Raw genomic sequence first — 18340 nt, 5'->3', positions numbered from 1 at the left:
CGCCGGTTCCTCTGGGGGCTGATTCCCACCTCCCTTCCGGTGCGGCCGGGCGGGCGTGACTCCGCCCGGCGGCGGGGGGAGGGCGCCGTGCGGCGCCCGTGAGCCGGTCGCCGGACCGGTCCGGTACGGCCGAGGACCCGAGGTGTGTCGCCGCGCGCCGCCGTCCCCGCGCCCGCTGGGGGACGGGTGGCGGGGCGGTGCGCCGGGAACGCCCTCGGCCGCACGGACCGGGCCGCGAGGGGAGGGGGAGGCGGGGACGGCCGGCCGGACCTCGCGCTCTGTGCGCCGCATCGCCAGCCTCCTCGCTCTCGACCTGGGGCTTTGCCGCCCCGAGTACCTCTCGTTCACCGTGTGTCACGATCTCATTGCGTTAAGTACCCGCGCGTCATGCGCGCGTAAACGCGCGCCGCGCAAAGAATCAAGATCACGAAGCGGACTTTGCCCGCGCATTGCCCGCGCGGCGGTCACCCGCGGGGGCTGAGGTCCTCGGCGGCCATCGCCAGCAGCACCAGGGCGTCGTGCTCGGCGGTGCCGGGCTCGGCCTGGTAGACCAGCATCCGCTGCCCGCCGCCGGCGATGCCCAGCACCTCGTTGGCCAGGGTCAGCGACCCGATCACCGGGTGCCGGAACGCGGTCTCCCCGCCGCGTTTGACGAGCACCTCGTGCCGGCGCCACAGCTCGGCGAACTCCGCGCTCGCCGCGGACAGCTCGGCGACCAGCGCCGCGGCCGGCCCGGCGGCGGTCAGCTCGGCGGTGCGCAGGTGCGCGACGCTGTTGCGGGCCACCCGGTCCCAGTCGGCGAACAGCGTCCGCGCGGCCGGATGCAGGAAGGTGTAGCGGATCGTGTTGCGCTGCCCGGGCGGCCAGTCGCCGAGCCCGCTCATCAGAGCGAGGCCCTCGGGGTTCGCCGCGAGCACGTCGTTGACCTCGTCGAGCACGTAGGCGGGGCTGGGCCGCAGCGAGTCCAGCATCAGCAGCGTGCCGGGGCGGACGGGCCGGGGCGCCGCGGGCCGGCGGCGGGGCGTCCGCCCGGCGACCCTGTCCGCGAGGCCGAGCAGGTGGGCGTGCTCGTCGTCGCTGAGGCGCAGCGCGCGGGCCAGCGCGTCCAGCACCGAGTCGCTGGGCGAGGTCTCGCGTCCCTGCTCGATCCGGGTGTAGTAGTCGACGCTCACCCCGGCGAGCGCGGCCAGTTCCTCGCGGCGCAGCCCGGGGTTGCGCCGGGGGCGCGGCCCGATGGGCAGCCCGACGTCGGCGGGGCCGATCCGCCCCCGCCGGACCCGCAGGAACTCGGCCATCGCGTTCATGCCTCCGAGTCTGCCACCGGAGGCCGCCGTCCTGGGTGGCCGTGTCGCACCCAGGTATCGCGCGGCCTTCCGGACCCCCGGAGCGGCGGCGCAGACTCGGCGCATGACCGACGCAATGATCATCGGAGGCGGTTCCGGCATGGGCCTGGCCCTCGCCCGGACGCTGCTCGCCGAAGGCAGGGAAGTGACCATCGTGGGCCGGTCCGAGGACCGCCTCGCCGCCGCCGCAGCGGAACTGGGGCAAGAGGACGGGAAGCTCGGCGCGATGCGCGCCGACATCGGCCGCGAGGAGGACGTGGCCGAGTTGTTCGCCCGCGTGGGGAAGGTGGAGCACGTGGCCGTCACGGCCGCGGACGCGACCGGCGTGTACGGCCCCACCGCCGACGTCCCCACGCAGACCGCCCGATCCTTCGTGGACGCCAAGCTCCTGGGCGCCTGGCTGGTCGCCAAGCACGGAGCCGGCCGCGTGACCGGGTCGATCACCTACACCTCGGGCATCAACGCCTACCGTCCGAACGGCTCGAACACGATCGTGGCCGCCGCCAACGGAGCGCTCGCTTCCCTGGCGTACGGCCTGGCGGTCGAACTGGCCCCCGTCCGGGTGAACGTCATCTCGCCCGGCTGGGTCGACACCCCCATCTGGGAGCAGCTCGCCATGGACAAGCGGGCGGCCTTCACCGACCTGGCCGCCCGCCTCCCCGCCCGCCGCATCGGCACCCCCCAGGACATCGCCCAGGCGTTCACATCGGTGATGGCCAACACCTTCATGACCGGCGCCGTCCTGCACGTGGACGGCGGCCACCGCCTCACCTGACCGCCCGCCCCCGGCTCCCGGCCGCCCGCGCGGGGTGATCGCTCAGAGCGAACGTTGCTGCGGAAACAAATTCGTGCTCCGTTTTCTTGAGTGTGTATGACTCAACTTGAGGTTGGGTCGTCGACGGACTTGGAGCTGAGCATGAGCGAAACCCTGACGCTGCCGGTGCTGCCCCTGGAGGACGGGGTCGTTCTGCCCGGCATGGTGGTTCCCCTCGACCTGTCCGAGAACGCGGAGGTCAGGGCGGCCATCGAGGCCGCGCGGGCGGCGGCCCAGTCCCGGGGACCGGGCATCCGGTCGGCGAGCAAGCCGCGGGTGCTGCTGGTGCCCCGGCTGAACGGGCGGTACGCCGCGGTCGGCACGCTCGGCGTGATCGAGCAGGAGGGGCGGCTGCCGACCGGCGAGCCGGGGGCGGTCGTCCGCGGCGTGTCGCGCGTGCGGATCGGGACCGGGACCACCGGGCCCGGCGCGGCCCTGTGGGTCGAGGGCACCGTGGTCGAGGCGCCGCCGGCGTCCGGGCGGGCCCAGGAGCTGGCCAAGGAGTACAAGGGCCTGGTCAGCGCGATCCTGCAGAAGCGGGGCGCCTGGCAGGTCGTGGACGTCGTGCAGAAGATCGACGACCCGTCCACGCTGGCGGACAACGCCGGGTACGCGCCGTACCTGACCGACGAGCAGAAGATCGAGGTCCTGGAGACCCTCGACGTGGCCGAGCGGCTGGAGCTGCTCATCGGCTGGACGCGCGACCACCTCGCCGAGCTGGACGTGGCGGAGACGATCCGCAAGGACGTCCAGGAGGGCATGGAGAAGACGCAGCGGGAGTTCCTGCTGCGGCAGCAGCAGGAGGCCATCCGCAAGGAGCTGGCCGAGCTGAACGGCGACCCCGCCGACGAGGAGGACGACTACCGGGCCCGGATCGAGGCCGCGAACCTCCCCGAGAAGGTGCGCGAGGCCGCGCTGAAGGAGGTCGACAAGCTGGAGCGGTCGTCCGACGCCTCGCCGGAGGGCGGCTGGATCCGCACGTGGCTCGACACGGTGCTCGACATCCCGTGGAACGAGCGCACGGAGGACGCCTACGACATCGCCGGCGCCCGGGAGATCCTGGACGCCGACCACGCCGGGCTGGACGACGTCAAGGAGCGCATCGTCGAGTACCTCGCCGTGCGCAAGCGGCGCGAGGAGCGCGGCCTCGGCGTCATCGGCGGGCGCCGCAGCGGCGCCGTCCTGGCCCTGACCGGGCCTCCCGGGGTCGGCAAGACCTCGCTCGGCGAGTCGGTCGCGCGGGCCATGGGACGCAAGTTCGTCCGTGTCGCGCTGGGCGGCGTCAGGGACGAGGCCGAGATCCGCGGCCACCGCCGCACCTACGTCGGCGCGCTGCCCGGACGCATCGTCCGCGCCATCCGCGAGGCCGGCTCGATGAACCCGGTCGTCCTGCTGGACGAGGTCGACAAGGTCGGCGCCGACTACCGGGGCGACCCGACGGCGGCGCTGCTGGAGGTCCTCGACCCCGAGCAGAACCACACCTTCCGGGACCACTACCTGGAGGTCGAGCTCGACCTGAGCGATGTGCTGTTCCTCGCCACGGCGAACGTGGTCGAGGCCATCCCCGGCCCGCTGCTGGACCGGATGGAGCTGGTCGAGCTCGACGGCTACACCGAGCACGAGAAGGTCACCATCGCCCGCGACCACCTGCTGCCGCGCCAGCTCGACAAGGCCGGGCTGGAGGCGTCCGAGGTGACGTTCGGCGACGACGCGCTGCGGCTGCTGGCGGCCGAGTACACCCGGGAGGCCGGCGTCCGGTCCCTGGACCGCTCGATCGCGCGCGTGCTGCGGAAGATCGCCGCGAACGTGGCGCTGGAGAAGGCGACCCTGCCGGTCCACGTCGGCGCGGCCGACCTCAAGGACTACCTGGGCCGCCCCAGGTTCACCCCGGAGGTCGAGCTGAGCCGGAACGAGCGCCGCACCGGCGTGCCGGGGGTGGCGACGGGCCTCGCGGTCACCGGCGCGGGCGGCGACGTCCTCTACATCGAGGCGTCGCTGGCCGACAAGGAGACCGGCGACACCGGCGTGACGCTCACCGGGCAGCTCGGCGACGTCATGAAGGAGTCGGCCCGGATCGCGCTGTCCTACCTGCGCTCGCGCGGCGCGGAGCTGGAGCTGCCGGTCGGCGACCTGAAGGACCGCGGCGTGCACGTCCACGTGCCCGCCGGCGCGATCCCGAAGGACGGCCCGAGCGCCGGCATCACGATGACGACGGCCCTGGCGTCGCTGCTGTCGGGGCGGCCGGTCCGCGCGGACGTGGCGATGACCGGCGAGGTGTCGCTGACCGGGCGGGTCCTGCCGATCGGCGGCCTGAAGCAGAAGCTGCTGGCCGCGTCCCGGCTCGGCATCACGACCGCGATCGTGCCGAAGCGCAACGAGCCCGACCTCGAGGACGTCCCGGCGGAGGTGCTGGAGAACATGACGGTCTTCACCGTCAGCGACGTCCGCGAGGTGCTGGACCTGGCCCTGGAGCCGGCCACCACCGCGGTGGCGGCCTGACGGAGCCGGACGCCCGCGCCGATCCGGCGCGTGCGTTCGCATGCCCGGATTCGGTCCTGCCCGTAATCCCGGGCCGCGCATAGTCCGGGACCGGGCGGGGACCTGCCGCCGGGTGTTGGTGGAAATGTGGCAGCCCGCGGCGCCGGGCGAACGGGTCCCGTGGTACATCGTCGCCCTGCGCGTGCTCGTCGTCCTGGTGGCGCTGGGCCTGCTCGGCGTCTTCTTCTACTTCGCGTTCAGGCTCACCCTGACGCCCGTGCACGACAACGGCCAGGCGGGCGGCAACACCGATCCGGGCCGCTCGCTGCGCTTCTACCTGGACCGCCCCACCAAGGAGGCCGCCCTCCAGATAGGCGGCAACCTCCTGCTCCTCGCCCCCCTCGGCGTGCTCCTCCCGGTCGTCTGGACGACCCTGCGCGGCCCCATACGCCTGGCCCTCCTCACCGGGATGCTCTCCCTGGCCATCGAGACCGTGCAGGGCTTCCTGGTGATGGGCCGGGCCTTCGACATAGACGACGTCATCCTCAACGTCGCCGGCGTGGTGATCGCCTACGTCTTCGTTGGCCGCCGCCTCTCAAAATCCCTCCGCGGCTCCTAGCGCGGGGTCAGGTGGAAGACTCTCAGTTCGCGGTGGGCTCGTTCCACGTAGCTGTCGTAGACGGGCCAGACGGCTGTTAGGCGGGGCCAGATCTCCTTGCGTTCCGCGTCGTCCAGGAGGTGGGCGGTCACCGGGGTGGTGCGGCCCTGGAAGCTGACCTCGGCCTCGGGGGTCTTGATGAGGTTGCCGGTCCAGGCCGGGTGCTTCTCGCGGCCGAAGTTGGAGCCGACGACGTACCAGCCGCCGACCGGGTCGGGCAGGCAGGCGAGCGGGGTCCGGCGGGGGAGGCCGGTCACGGCGCCGGTCGTGGTCAGCACGAGGCTCGGGACGAGGAGCTGGCCGAGCAGGAGCCTGCCGCCGGTCATCCTGTGCAGCATCCGGTCGATCGGCGGGACGACCCTGGGTCCCACCTTGGCGAACCACGCGGCGCCCGAGACCCGGTGGAACACGGGCCCGAGGGTGCGCTGGACCAGGGTCGGCGCCGACGCGCCCTCGGGGGCGAGCCGCCCGGCCCGGCGCGGGTTCAGGTGGCCGTTGGCGGCCAGCCAGCGCAGCGCGTCGGCGACGGTCTCCTCGACGGGGCGGAGGGTGAGGTCGAGCGCCTCCAGGATGGGGCGGTCGTCGGTCGGGACGAGCGTGACCATGAACTCGGCGGCGTCGCGGGTGAGCGGGTAGTCGAAACGGCGGACGCGCTTGGCCGCGTCCAAGGCGGAGCCCAGCCCGAGCATCACGCGGGACGGGACGCGGACGCGGCGGCACCGCACGCCGGTGAGGCGGTCGCACAGGTCGGCGTACTGCGGCCAGGTCAGGTAGTGGCCGCCGAGAACCCAGCGGCTCGGTCCCTGGCGGGCCTCCACGGAACGTGCCAGCGCCTCGCCGAGGTCGCGGACGTCGATGACCGAGACCCCGCCGCCCGGCAGCGGCCACACCTTGCCGAGCGCGGCGGCGAGGCCCTCCATCAGCGCGTCGAGCGCCGGCTGGTCCGGCCCGCACACGCCGCCCGGATACACGATCGTGACCGGCGCGCCGTCCGCCTGGAGGCCGCGCACGTAGCGCTCGGCCGCGAGCTTCGACCTGCCGTAGGCGGTGCGCGGGCTCGCCAGGGCGTCGTTCGCCGTGATGACCGTGCCGGACGGCGGCACGAACACCGCGACCGTCGACACGTGGACCACCGGGGACAGGCCCTGCGCGACGGCGCCGCCGACCACGTTGCGCGTGCCCCGGACGTTCACCTCGACCAGGTCGCGGTCGCCTCCGGTCACGTCGATCGCGGCGGCGGCGTGGATCGCGGCGTCGCAGCCGGCGAGCGCCGCCGAGACCGCGTCCGCGTCCAGCATGTCGCCGGTGACGAGTTCGACGTCCGCGGCGGCCGCTCCGACCGAGGCCAGGACCCCGGCGGCCCTGCCGGGGTCGCGGACGAGGGCGCGCGGCCGGTGCCCGGCGGCCAGGAGGGCGCGGACGGTGTGGGACCCGACGAACCCCGAGGCGCCGCTGACGAAGATCCGCATGGGGCAAAACTAGCGCTTGGTATTGGCGGTGCGACAGCCCGGGCCCCGGGTGGCCGCGGCATTTTCGGACGCCTCGATTACCCGCGGCCGGACGGTTCGTCATTGACGCTCTCTGGAACGGTCCATCACACTCGTGACTCACCTGTCCGGCGACCGGGAGGAGATCGATGAGGATCGGACTGGCCGGCGCGGGGCGCATCGGTGCGCGCCACGCCGCCGCCCTCTGCGCACTGCCCGAGGTGGACGCCCTGGTCATCGCCGACGCGGACGCCGCCCGCGCGCGCGATCTCGCGGCCCGCCTCCCGTCCCCGGCGCGGGCGGCCGGCGCGGTCGCCGAACTGTTCGCCTGCGGCCTCGACGGGCTGGTCGTCGCCGCGGCCACCGACGCGCACGCGGCCCTGGTGGAGCGGGCCGTCGCCGCGCGGATCCCCGTCTTCTGCGAGAAGCCGCTCGCCTCGGATATTGATGGAACGTTCCAAGTCGTGGCGGCGGCGGCCGCGGCCGGCGTCCCGGTGCAGGTCGGCTTCCAGCGCAGGTTCGACGCGGGGAACGCGGCGGCGCGCGAAGCCCTCGCGTCCGGGCGGCTCGGCTGGCTGCACACGATCCGGTCCTGCAGCTTCGACCCGTCGCCGCCGCCCGCCGAGTACGTCCCGACGTCCGGCGGGCTCTTCCGTGACTGCGTCATCCACGACCTGGACCTCATCCGGTTCGTCACCGGGCGCGAGATCGTCCGCGTGATGGCCTCCGGCGCCAACCGGGGCGAGGACTTCTTCCGCGAGTGCGGCGACATCGACACCGGGTCCGCGCTGCTCGTCCTGGACGACGGGACGCTCGGCGTCGTCTCCGCCACCCGCTACAACGCCGCCGGCTACGACGCGCGGCTGGAGCTGTTCGGCTCCAAGGACAGCGTCGTCACCGGCATGGACGACCGGACGCCCGCGACCCCGCTGCCCGAGCGGGACGCCGAGCCGAAGCACGCCTACAGCGGTTTCATGGAGCGCTTCTCCGACGCCTACGACGCCGAGATCCGGGCGTTCGTGGACGTGGCGGCGGGCCGCCGCGCCAACCCCTGCCCGCCGGAGGACGCCCTGGAGGCGTTCTACCTCGCCGAGGCGTGCGAGCTGTCCATGCGCGAGGGCCGGGTCGTCGGCGCCGAGGAAGTGCGGCGATGAGCTTCGACCTCATCACGATGGGGCGGGTGAGCGTCGACGTCTACCCGGACCAGGTCGGCGTCCCGCTGGAGGACGTCGAGTCGTTCGGCAAGTACCTCGGCGGCAGCCCCACCAACGTCGCCGTGGCGGCGGCCAGGTACGGCCGCCGGGCCGCCGTCGTCACCCGCACCGGCGACGACCCCTTCGGGCGGTTCGTCCGCAAGGCGCTCCGGGGGTACGGCGTGGACGACCGGTACGTCACGGCCGTCCCCGGCCTGCCGACACCGCTGGCCTTCTGCGAGATCTTCCCGCCGGACGAGTTCCCGCTGTACTTCTACCGCTATCCCAAGGCCCCCGACCTGGAGATCCGTCCGGACGAGCTGGACCTGGAGGCGATCCGTGAGGCCCGCATCGTGTGGGCCACCGTCACGGGCCTGTCCCAGGAGCCCAGCCGCGCCGCGACCCTGGCGGCGATGACCGAGCACCCCGGGCAGACCGTCATCGACCTCGATTACAGGCCGATGCTCTGGGACGACCCAGGGGAGGCGCCGCACTGGGCCGGGCTCGCCTTGGCGCAGGCCGAGGTCGCCGTGGGCAACCTCGACGAATGCGAGGTCGCGGTAGGGGAGAGGGAGCCGCTGGCCGCCGCCCGCGCGATCCTCGAACGAGGCCCCGAACTCGCCATCGTGAAGATGGGCCCGGACGGCGTCCTCGCCGCGACCGCCGGCGAGACCGTGCGGGTGCCCCCCGTCGAGGTCGACGTCGTCAACGGGCTCGGTGCGGGCGACGCGTTCGGCGGCGCGATCTGCCACGGCCTCCTCGCCGGATGGGACCTGCCGCGCCTGATCGGGTTCGCGGGCGCCGCCGGGGCGATCGTCGCGTCCCGCATCGCCTGCTCCGCCGCGATGCCCGCGCAGGACGAGGTCGAAGCACTTCTCAAGGAGACCGGATGAAGTACCACCTGCCCGCCGGCACCGCCGCGGAAGGCCCGTACGGGCTCGTCGTCACCCCCGAGTCGGCCGGCTGGACGCATTCGTCGCTGCGCGTCCTCGACCTGCCGGACGGCGGCGAGCACACTTTCGCCACCGGCGAGTTCGAGACGATCGTGCTGCCGCTGGCCGGATCGTGCGCCGTCGAATGCGACGGCTCCCGGTTCGAGCTGGCGGGACGCGACGACGTGTTCAGCCGGGTCAGCGACTTCGCCTACGTCCCGCGCGACGCGCGGGTCACCGTGCGGGGGCGCGGCCGGTTCGCGCTGGCCGGCGCCCGCTGCGCGACGCGGCTGGAGCCGCGCTACGGGCCCGCCGAGAAGGTGCCCGTGGAACTGCGCGGGGCGGGGCCGGCGAGCCGCCAGGTCAACAACTTCGGGACGCCCGAGGGGTTCCCGTTCGCCGAGAAGCTCATCGCCTGCGAGGTGCTGACGCCGGGCGGCTGCTGGTCGTCGTTCCCGCCGCACAAGCACGACGAGGACCGGCCCGGCGAATCGGTGCTGGAGGAGATCTACTACTTCGAGGTCGCCCGGGACGGCATGGGCTACCAGCGCGTCTACGGCTCGCCCGGCCGCCCCATCGACGTGCTCGCGGAGGTCCGCAGCGGGGACGCCGTGCTGATCCCGCACGGCTGGCACGGCCCGTCGATGGCCCCGCCGGGGCACGACCTCTACTACCTGAACGTGATGGCGGGCCCGTCCCCGGAACGGGCCTGGAAGATCTGCGACGACCCGGCGCACGCGTGGATCCGCGGCACCTGGGCCGGTCAGGAGGTCGACGCCCGCCTCCCGCTGACCTCGGCGGACGGGCGCCCCTGACGCACCGCGGTCCGGCCGCTGCCGAATTGTGAGCGGCACGGGATCCCAGACCGCCGCGATCTATGGTCAACTCCTCAGAACGAACATCAGGGGAGAAACGGAGTGCAGCCGATGAGAGGCGTTGTCGCGCGCGGGTCGTCCAGGGGCCTCGCGGTGCTCGCCGCCGCGGCCCTGCTGGCGCTGAGCGCCTGCAGCAGCTCGGGCGGGAAGAAGTCCGAGGAGGCGCCCGAGGGCGCCGGCCCCCGGATGAAGATCGCGATGGTGACCCACTCGGGCGCCGGCGACACGTTCTGGGACATCGTGCAGAAGGGCGCCAAGGCCGCCGCCGCCAAGGACAACGTCGAGTTCCTGTACTCGGCGGACCCGGACGGCGGCAAGCAGGCCCAGCTCGTCCAGGCCGCGATCGACAAGAAGGTCGACGGCATCATCGTGACGCTGGCCAAGCCGGACGCGATGAAGGACGTGCTGGCCCGCGCCGCCGCCGCGAAGATCCCGGTCGTGTCGATCAACTCCGGCGCGGAGGAGTCGGCGAAGCTCGGCGCGATCGCGCACTTCGGGCAGGACGAGTCCGTCGCCGGCGAGGCGGCCGGGACCGAGCTCGGCGAGATCGGCGCGAAGAAGGCGCTGTGCGTCATCCACGAGCAGGGCAACGTCGGCCTGGAGGCCCGCTGCGCCGGCGCGAAGAAGACGTTCGGCGGCGACCTGGAGAACCTGTTCGTCCAGGGCACCAACATGCCGGACGTCAAGTCGTCCATCACCGCCAAGCTCCAGTCGGACAAGAGCATCGACGGGATCCTGACGCTCGGCGCCCCGTTCGCGGCGACCGCCGTCGACTCGGTCAAGGAGACCGGCAGCAAGGCCAGGATCGGCACGTTCGACCTGAACAAGGACCTCATCGCCTCGCTCAAGGCGGGCGACATCGAGTTCGCCGTCGACCAGCAGCCCTACCTGCAGGGCTACGAGGCCGTCGACGAGCTGTGGCTGCTGAAGAACAACGGCAACGTCCTCGGCGGCGGGCGCCCGGTCCTGACCGGTCCCGCGATCGTCACCAAGGAGAACGCGAGCGGACTGGAGGCGTTCGCGAACCGGGGGACGCGATGACGCAGGCGGTCACCGAGCCGCCCCCGGTGGCCGGTCCCGGCTCCGACGAGCGCCTGGCCCGGCGGTCGCCGCTGCGGCGGCTGCTGGGCCGCCCGGAGCTGGGCGCGCTGCTCGGCGCGGTCGCCCTGTTCGTGTTCTTCTCGGTCGTCGCGGACGCGTTCCTGCGCGCCGGGTCGTTCTCGACCGTGCTGTACGCCAGCTCCACGTTCGGGATCATGGCGGTCGGGGTGTCGCTGCTGATGATCGGCGGCGAGTTCGACCTGTCCGCCGGGGTGATGGTGACGTCCTCGGCGCTGATCGCCGCGCTCACCGCCTACCAGTTCACGCTGAACGTGTGGGCGGGCGTCGTCGTCTCGCTCGTCCTGACGCTGGCGCTCGGCATGGTCAACGGCGTCCTCTGCGTCAGGACCAGGCTGCCGAGCTTCATCATCACGCTCGCGACGTTCTTCATGCTCGCCGGGCTCAACCTCGGCGTGACGAAGGCGCTCACCGGCAACGTCGCCAGCGACTCGGTCCGCGACATGGACGGCTTCGGCGCCGCCCGCGCGATCTTCGCGTCCGACGTCGACGTGCTCGGCGTCAACGTGAAGATCACCGTGTTCTGGTGGCTGCTGTTCACGGCGGTCGCGACCTGGATCCTGCTGCGCACCCGCGTCGGCAACTGGATCTTCGCGGTGGGCGGCTCCGCCGCCAGCGCCCGCGCGGTCGGCGTCCCCGTCGACCGCGTCAAGATCGGCCTGTTCATGGGCGTGGCGTTCTGCGCCTGGTTCTCCGGGATGCACCTGGTGTTCGCGTTCGCGACCATCCAGTCGGGCGAGGGCGTCGGCAACGAGTTCCTGTACATCATCTGCGCGGTCATCGGCGGCTGCCTGCTGACCGGCGGCTACGGGTCGGCGATCGGCGCGGCGATCGGCGCGTTCATCTTCGGCATGACGAACAAGGGCATCGTGTACGCGGAGTGGAACCCCGACTGGTTCCGGTTCTTCCTCGGCGCGATGCTGCTGATCGCGACCGTGGTGAACCTGGTCGTGCGGCGCAGAGTGGAGCGCTCGTCATGACGGCCGCGAAGGGGAGCGCCGGCGGTGCGCCGCTGATCAGGCTGACCGGCGTCGGCAAGGGCTACGGCAACGTCATCGCGCTGCGGGACGTGGACATGGAGGCGTCCGCCGGCGAGGTCACCTGCGTGCTCGGCGACAACGGGGCGGGCAAGTCCACCCTCATCAAGATCGTCTCGGGCCTGCACCGGCACGACACCGGCACGTACGAGGTCGGCGGCGAGGAGGTCGCGTTCGACTCGCCCCGCGAGGCGCTCGACCGCGGCATCGCCACCGTGTACCAGGACCTCGCGGTCGTCCCGCTGATGCCGGTGTGGCGGAACTTCTTCCTCGGCTCGGAGAAGCGCAAGGGCTTCGGCCGCATGGACATCGACTTCATGCGGCGGACCACCCGCGACGAGATGGCCGCGATGGGCATCGACCTGCGGGACGTCGACCAGCCCATCGGGACGCTGTCGGGCGGCGAGCGCCAGTGCGTGGCGATCGCCCGCGCCGTCTACTTCGGCGCGAAGGCCCTCGTGCTGGACGAGCCCACCGCCGCGCTCGGCGTGAAGCAGGCCGGGGTGGTGCTGCGCTACATCGTCCAGGCGCGGGAGCGCGGCCTCGCGGTCGTGTTCATCACCCACAACCCGCACCACGCCTACCCGGTGGGGGACCGCTTCCTCATCCTCAACCGGGGCCGCAGCATCGGCTACCACACCAAGGACGGGATCACCCGGGAGGAGCTGACCGGCCTCATGGCGGGCGGCAGCGAGCTGGAGGAGCTCGCCCACGAACTGGACGCCGCCGCGTCCAAGACCGACGACACCTGAGCCGGCCGGCGCGCACGCCCGGGACCGCCGCTAGGCCGGGGCCAGCCAGGCGCGGCACAGCCACCAGGCGTTGACGCCGCCGAACGTGTCGGACGCGTCGACGCCGGTGACCTCGGTGAACCGCTGGACCCTGTTCCGCACCGTGTTGGGGTGCACGAACAGGCGTCCGGCGGCCGCGGCGACGTCGCGGCCCTCCTCCAGCCAGGCGCACACGGCGCGGGCGACCGGCTCGGCGTTCGCGCCGAGCTCCGCGCGGGCCGCCCGGTACCGGTCGAGCAGGATCGCGGTGAGGTCGGTGCGGTCGGCCGCCGCCGCGACGACGGCCACCTCGGCGACGTGCACGACGCCGGTGCGCCCGGTCGCCTCGGCGGCGGCGAGCGCTGACACCGCGAGGCGCCGCGCGGCGGCCAGGTTCTCCGCCTCGGCCGGCCCCGCGAGCCCCGCCGGGGCGCCGCCGGGCGACACCGGCGGGCGGGCCGCCACCGCGAACCGCAGCCCGTCCAGCAGCGCCGACAGCGCCGGCGGCCGGACGGGCGGCGGGCCGTCCCGGTCCGCGCCGGACGGGCGGGCGGCCAGCACCCACAGCGCGCCGCCGGCCGGCAGGCCCGCCTCGGCGGCGGCGAGCGCGGCGGCCGAACCGCCGTCGAGCAGGCGCCGCAGCAGCGCCGCGTCCCGCGCCTCCCGCTCCGGCCCGGCCCCCGCCGCCCGCAGCGCGTCCCGGTGCGCCCGGATCAGCCGGGTCCGGACGGCCTCGGCCCAGTCGTCGTACAGCTCCCGCGCGTCCAGCAGCAGCCCCTCCCCGACGCCCGCGGCGGCGGCGGCCTCCCGGGCCCGCGACCAGATCGCCCGCTCGGCGACGTGGATCGCGCTCAGCACCGCCTCGACGGGCACGCCCTGCCGGGCGCGGGTCACGCCGAGCTCCGCGACGAACGCCAGCTCGGCCTCCGTCGGCCCGCGCCGCGCCGCGATCGCGCGGGTCGCCGCGGCGAGCAGCGCGCGGGTGTGCCCGGCGATGTCGGCGGGCGGCAGCACGGAGACCTCACGCACCAGGGACGCCACCCCGGCGACCACGGAGGGCAGCAGGTCCTCCTGGCCGGAGATCCGCTCGATGAGGTCGATCACCGGCGTCCAGTCGGCGTCCTTCTGCTCCATGGGCCCGATTGTGGTGCGCCACAACCCGGGCCGCCAAACGCGTGACGCACTCCATGTCCGCGGCACCCGGCGATCCCTATGGTTGGAGGCCACCACAAGACCGACGCCGTCTCCGGGAGCGCGCCCATGACCTCTGCCCGCCGTGTCGCCGTGATCGGCGCCGGGCCGGCCGGCCTCGCCGCCGGGAAGGCCCTGCGCGACGCGGGCGTGGAGGCCGTCCTCTACGAGCGGGGCGACCGCCCCGGCGGGCTGTGGGTGCGGGGGAGCGGGCTGTCGCCCGCCTACGCGTCCCTGCACCTCAACACCAGCAAGGGGCGCACCGAGTTCGCCGACTTCCCGATGCCCCGGCACTGGCCCGACTACCCGTCCGCCGACATGATCGCCCGATATCTGGCGGACTACGCGGAGCGCTTCGGCGTCACGCCGCACATCCGCTTCAACAGCACCGTCGTGTCGGTGGAGCGGGACGGGACGGGCGGCCCGTGGACGGTGGCCGCCGAGTCCGGCGAGACCGGCCGGTACGACGCCGTCGTCGTCGCCAACGGCCACAACTGGGACCCCCGGTGGCCCGACCCCGCGCCGCCCGGCGAGTTCGCCGGCGAGCAGATGCACGCGCACGCCTACCGCGACCCCGGGATCTTCCGCGGCAGGCGCGTCCTCGTCGTCGGCATGGGGAACTCCGCCATGGACATCGCCGTGGACGCCTCCCACGTCGCGCGCGGCCCGGTGCTGCTGTCGGCGCGGCGCGGCGTCCACATCGTCCCGAAGTACCTGTTCGGGCGGCCGTCCGACGCGACCGGCGGCGCCCTCGCCGCGCTGCCGTGGCGGATCAGGCAGCGCGTCGCCGAGACGATGCTGCGGCTCGCCGTCGGCCGCCCGCAGGACTACGGCCTGCCCGCGCCGGCGGGCGGGCTGTTCCAGAACCATCCGACGATCAGCGACACGATCCTGCACCGGCTGACCCACGGCGAGGTCGCGGCGCGCCCCGGCATCGAGCGCCTGGACGGCGACCGGGTCGTGTTCGCCGGCGGCGCCGCCGACCCCGTCGACCTGATCGTCTGGGCGACCGGCTACCGGGTCAGCATCCCGTTCCTGCCCCGCGGCCTGGTGGGCGGCGACCCGGAGCGGCTCCCGCTCTACAAGCGCGTCTTCCACCTGGACGACCCGAGCCTGGCCTTCGTCGGGCTGATGCAGTCGACGGGCGCGGCGCTGCCGGTCGTGGAGGCCCAGGCGAAACTGGCGGCGGCCTACTTCTCCGGCGCCTACGCCCTGCCGCCCCCGGCCGAGCAGCGCCGGGCCGTCGCCCGCGCCCTGCGCGCCGCGACCGCGCGGTGGGGCGACCGGCGCCCGGTGATGCGCGTCGACTTCGACGAGTACGTGGCCGAGCTGCCCCGCGAGGCGAAGGCGGGCCGGGCGCGGCTCGCGCGCGGCTCCGGCCGGACGTTCGCCTCGGCGCACCGCGAGGAGACCACCGCATGAGCACACCCCGCCCGTCCCGCGGCCGCGACCCGCGCGGCATGCGCGTGATCGTCACCGGCGCGTCCGGCACGTTCGGCCGCGCGATCGGCGCCCGGCTGTCCGGCCTCGGCGCCCGCGTCGCCGGCCTCGACGTCGCGCCCCGGCCCGACGACCCGGTCGACGTCATCGCGTGCGACATCACCGACGACGCCGCCGTGCCCGCCGCCGTCGCCGAGGCGGTGGGGCGGCTCGGCGGCCTCGACCTGCTGATCAACAACGCCGGGATCGGCGGGCCCGCCCCGGCCGAGCTGCCGCCCGGCGAGGAGGTCCGCCGCCAGCTCGACATCAACCTGCTCGGCGCGTGGCGGGTGACGTCGGCGTGCGTGGACGCCCTCGTCGAGTCGCGGGGCAGGGTCGTCATGCTGTCGTCCCGCATGGCCGTGCTGCAGCTGCCGCTTGCCGCCGCGTACGGCGCGTCGAAGCGGGCGCTCGTGGCGTACGCCGACGCGCTCCGCATGGAGATCGGCACCCACGTCGGCGTGACCTGCGTGTACCCGTCCGCAGTGCGCAGCCCGATCCACGACTCGACCGCCGCGGCGGGCCTCTCCCTGGAGGGCATGAGCCGCTACGAGCCGCTGGACGGCGTGGTCGACGCGGTGCTGTCCGCCGCGCTGTCGCGCCGCCCCCGCCGGGACGTGACGACGACGCGGCGCGGCGCCGTCGAGTTCTTCCTCGCCCGGCACCTGCCCGCGCTGACCGACCGGATCGTCGCCCGGACGTTCGGCGCGCGCGTCCGCTCGGGCGCGTTCGCGGGCGCCGAACTGGCCGCCGGCGCGGTGCGCCGCCACGCGGACCGCCCGTGAGCGCCGTCGCGCCGGCGCGGCCCGGGACCGGGGCCCGGCCCCGCGCCCGCGACCTCACCGGCTATGCGGCGGGTTCGCTCGGGATGGGCGTGTGGGTGACCGTCCCCGGCCTGCTGCTGCTCTACTTCATGACGCACACGCTCGGCGTCTCGCCCTTCCTCGCCGGGCTCACGCTGCTGCTGCCGAAGATCGTCGACGCGGTCGCGCACCCGCTCTTCGGGACGCTGTCGGACCGGCAGGCGCGCCGCGCCGGGCACCGCCGCGGCATGCTGCGCTGGGGCCTGCTGCTGGCGCTCGCCTGGATCGGGCTGTTCTCGGTGCCGCCCGGCGTCTCCGGCTGGCCGGCGGCGCTGTGGGTCGGCGCGTTCTACATCGCGGGGAACGTCCTGTACGCGTGCTTCCAGGTGCCGTACCTGACGACGCCGTCCGACCTGCGGATCGGCTACCACGAGCGCACCCGCGTGTTCATGTACCGGATGCTGCTGCTCACCGTGGGCCTGCTCGGCGCCGGGGTCGCGGCACCGGCGCTGGTGTCGTCGGGCGAGCGCGGCGCCTACGCGCGGATGGCCGTCCTGCTCGCGGCCGTCCTGGTCGCCACGGGCGCCGCCGCCGTCGTCTTCGTCCGGCGGCTCACCGACCGCTGCGGCTTCCGGGTCCCGGACGGGAGGGCGCACTCCGTGTCCGCGGACGTCCGCATCGCGTGGCGGGACCGCGACTTCCGGACGCTGGTGCTGTCGTACCTGTTCACGAGCGTCACGACGCACCTGTTCCTCGCCGCGGTGCCCTTCTACGCCGAGTACGGGCTGGACGACGAGGGCCTGACGGCGGTGCTGATGGGCGCGTTCCTCGTTCCCGCCGTGGTCGCCGGGCCCGTGTGGAAGAGGGTGTCGCGGCGGACCGGCAAGCAGCGCGCGCTGCTGATGTGCCAGGGCGCGTTCGTCGTCGGTCCGCTCGCCCTGTGGCCCGGCGACGCGATGGGCCTGCCCGCGACCGTCGCGGTGATCGCGGTGCTGGGCACCGCGTTCGCCGGGCTCCAGCTCTTCGCGTTCTCCCTCGTCCCGGACGTGGTCGCCGCCGCCGAGTCGCGCGGCACGGCCCGCGCGGGCGCCTACACCGGCGTGTGGACGGCGACCGAGGCGACGGGCACCGCCATCGGCCCGTACGTGTACTCCGCCGCCCTCGCGATCGGCGGCTTCGTCTCCACCACCGACGGCCGCGCCGTCGCCCAGCCGGACTCGGCGCTGCTGGCCCTGCTCATCGGCGTGACCGTCGTCCCCGCCGCGCTGATGGCGGTCGCCGCCGGCTTCCAGGCCCGCTTCTCCCTGGACCGCGCCCGCTCGCCGGCCGGTCCTGACGCCGGCTAGGCGTCAGGACCGGCCGGCGTCAGGACCAGGTCGCCTTCGCGAGGATCTTGTCGAGGTCCGGCGTGTCCCACTCGTCCACGATGAGGAGCCTGGGGTTCGTCAGGTACCAGTACCGCTGGACGTAGGAGGGGCCCGCGGGCCGGAACTGGGTGGCGCCGTTCAGGAAGACGCAGTTGAGCTTCCATTCGCGGTACTGCGCCCGACGCGTCCCGACGGAGGCGGTGCCGGCGCGCGCGGGCTTCTCCCGGTCGTCGGGGGTGCCGATGCCGTTGAGGTCGCCCCGGTGCGGGCAGGAGCGGAACGCCTCGGTCTCCGGCCCCCAGGGGCCGGCGACGCGGAAGCTCCGCCAGCCGGTCGAGCCGTCGTTGAACCACGGCTCGCGGATCACCAGGAACCCCGGGCAGTTGTTGTCGTACGCCTTGCGGTCCTCGTCCCGTTCCGACGCGGGGATCAGCGTGGACGGGTAGCACTTGCCGGGCGTGTTCACCCAGTAGTTGCCCTGGGGGTCGCCCGGCAGGCCGGTCATCCGGACGAGCCGCCAGCTCTCCGGGACCGTGATCGAGAACGCGCCGAACGACATGCGCTTCCCGGCCGGCGAGGGGGTGGCGGCGACGGTGACGCGGTCGCGGTCGGGGCGGTTCGCGGCGTAGACGCCGACGCCGGCCGCGGCGGCGCCCGCGACGGCCGCGCCCGCGATGGCGACGCCCGCCTTGCCGCCGACCGCGGAGAGGAGCCCGCCGGAACCGGTCGCCGCGCCGCCCGTCCCCGCGGCGCCGGCCGTGCCTGCCGTGCCCGCGGTGCCGGCCGCGGTGCCC

The 18340-nt window shown here is 74.2% G+C and carries 16 protein-coding genes; 12 read left to right on the top strand and 4 right to left on the bottom strand.

The features are described 5' to 3' along the window. Positions 1-464 precede the first annotated feature (464 nt). Positions 465-1304, bottom strand: coding sequence for a helix-turn-helix transcriptional regulator (locus ACIWVC_RS06075; RefSeq protein ID WP_396446070.1), 840 nt, complete (start codon positions 1302-1304; stop codon positions 465-467). A 103-nt stretch (positions 1305-1407) separates the two neighbouring features. On the opposite strand from ACIWVC_RS06075, the gene ACIWVC_RS06070 reads away from it, so the two are divergent. The 3 genes from ACIWVC_RS06070 to ACIWVC_RS06060 all read left to right on the top strand — a co-directional run bounded on the left by ACIWVC_RS06070 (position 1408) and on the right by ACIWVC_RS06060 (position 5254). Further along, positions 1408-2118: an SDR family oxidoreductase gene (locus ACIWVC_RS06070; RefSeq protein ID WP_396446069.1), complete on the top strand. Its 711-nt coding sequence runs from the start codon at positions 1408-1410 to the stop codon at positions 2116-2118. Positions 2119-2259: 141 nt separating this feature from the next. Beyond that, positions 2260-4656, top strand: a complete 2397-nt coding sequence (lon, locus tag ACIWVC_RS06065; RefSeq protein WP_396446068.1) for an endopeptidase La — start codon at positions 2260-2262, stop codon at positions 4654-4656. Positions 4657-4780: 124 nt separating this feature from the next. Further along, positions 4781-5254 carry a VanZ family protein gene (locus tag ACIWVC_RS06060; RefSeq protein WP_396453901.1) on the top strand — a complete coding sequence of 158 codons (474 nt, stop codon included), beginning with the start codon at positions 4781-4783 and terminating at the stop codon, positions 5252-5254. Here the strand turns inward: ACIWVC_RS06060 and ACIWVC_RS06055 are convergent. Next, positions 5251-6762 (bottom strand): nitroreductase family deazaflavin-dependent oxidoreductase, encoded by a 1512-nt coding sequence (locus tag ACIWVC_RS06055; RefSeq protein WP_396446066.1) that lies wholly within the window; start codon positions 6760-6762, stop codon positions 5251-5253. The genes ACIWVC_RS06060 and ACIWVC_RS06055 overlap by 4 nt on opposite strands. A gap of 167 nt (positions 6763-6929) precedes the next feature. Between ACIWVC_RS06055 and ACIWVC_RS06050 the strand changes: the two genes are divergently transcribed. The 6 genes from ACIWVC_RS06050 (at position 6930) to ACIWVC_RS06025 (ending at position 12688) form a co-directional block, all read left to right on the top strand. After that, positions 6930-7934: a Gfo/Idh/MocA family oxidoreductase gene (locus ACIWVC_RS06050; protein ID WP_396446065.1), complete on the top strand. Its 1005-nt coding sequence runs from the start codon at positions 6930-6932 to the stop codon at positions 7932-7934. Then, on the top strand, positions 7931-8866 hold the full coding sequence (iolC, locus tag ACIWVC_RS06045; RefSeq protein WP_396446064.1) for a 5-dehydro-2-deoxygluconokinase: 936 nt from the start codon (positions 7931-7933) through the stop codon (positions 8864-8866). Before ACIWVC_RS06050 ends, iolC begins: the two co-directional genes overlap by 4 nt. Then, positions 8863-9720, top strand: a complete 858-nt coding sequence (gene iolB, locus ACIWVC_RS06040; RefSeq protein WP_396446063.1) for a 5-deoxy-glucuronate isomerase — start codon at positions 8863-8865, stop codon at positions 9718-9720. The genes iolC and iolB overlap by 4 nt, the downstream gene beginning before the upstream one ends. A gap of 111 nt (positions 9721-9831) precedes the next feature. Further along, on the top strand, positions 9832-10821 hold the full coding sequence (locus tag ACIWVC_RS06035; protein WP_396446062.1) for a sugar ABC transporter substrate-binding protein: 990 nt from the start codon (positions 9832-9834) through the stop codon (positions 10819-10821). Next, on the top strand, positions 10818-11879 hold the full coding sequence (locus tag ACIWVC_RS06030) for an ABC transporter permease (protein WP_396446061.1): 1062 nt from the start codon (positions 10818-10820) through the stop codon (positions 11877-11879). The genes ACIWVC_RS06035 and ACIWVC_RS06030 overlap by 4 nt, the downstream gene beginning before the upstream one ends. After that, positions 11876-12688: an ATP-binding cassette domain-containing protein gene (locus tag ACIWVC_RS06025; RefSeq protein ID WP_396446060.1), complete on the top strand. Its 813-nt coding sequence runs from the start codon at positions 11876-11878 to the stop codon at positions 12686-12688. The genes ACIWVC_RS06030 and ACIWVC_RS06025 overlap by 4 nt, the downstream gene beginning before the upstream one ends. A 30-nt stretch (positions 12689-12718) precedes the next feature. Here ACIWVC_RS06025 and ACIWVC_RS06020 read toward each other — a convergent pair whose 3' ends face one another. Further along, the gene (locus ACIWVC_RS06020) at positions 12719-13840 is read right to left on the bottom strand and encodes a helix-turn-helix domain-containing protein (protein ID WP_396453900.1); all 1122 of its coding nucleotides are present in this window, start codon (positions 13838-13840) and stop codon (positions 12719-12721) included. A gap of 126 nt (positions 13841-13966) precedes the next feature. On the opposite strand from ACIWVC_RS06020, the gene ACIWVC_RS06015 reads away from it, so the two are divergent. The 3 genes from ACIWVC_RS06015 to ACIWVC_RS06005 are packed head-to-tail and all read left to right on the top strand — an operon-like array spanning position 13967 to position 17525. Continuing rightward, positions 13967-15319, top strand: a complete 1353-nt coding sequence (locus ACIWVC_RS06015) for a flavin-containing monooxygenase (RefSeq protein WP_396453102.1) — start codon at positions 13967-13969, stop codon at positions 15317-15319. After that, entirely contained in the window at positions 15316-16161 is an 846-nt protein-coding gene (locus ACIWVC_RS06010; RefSeq protein ID WP_396453100.1) for an SDR family NAD(P)-dependent oxidoreductase, read from the top strand. Before ACIWVC_RS06015 ends, ACIWVC_RS06010 begins: the two co-directional genes overlap by 4 nt. Continuing rightward, positions 16158-17525, top strand: a complete 1368-nt coding sequence (locus tag ACIWVC_RS06005; protein WP_396453098.1) for an MFS transporter — start codon at positions 16158-16160, stop codon at positions 17523-17525. Before ACIWVC_RS06010 ends, ACIWVC_RS06005 begins: the two co-directional genes overlap by 4 nt. 19 nt (positions 17526-17544) lie before the next feature. Here the strand turns inward: ACIWVC_RS06005 and ACIWVC_RS06000 are convergent. Next, positions 17545-18340 (bottom strand): hypothetical protein (locus tag ACIWVC_RS06000; protein WP_396453899.1); only part of this gene is annotated, 796 nt, incomplete at its 5' end.

Source organism: Actinomadura sp., assembly GCF_044508335.1.
Classification (GTDB): Bacteria; Actinomycetota; Actinomycetes; order Streptosporangiales; family Streptosporangiaceae; genus Spirillospora.
Note: the sequence above shows the minus strand (reverse complement) of the source record. Positions and strands in the feature narration are given on the sequence as shown.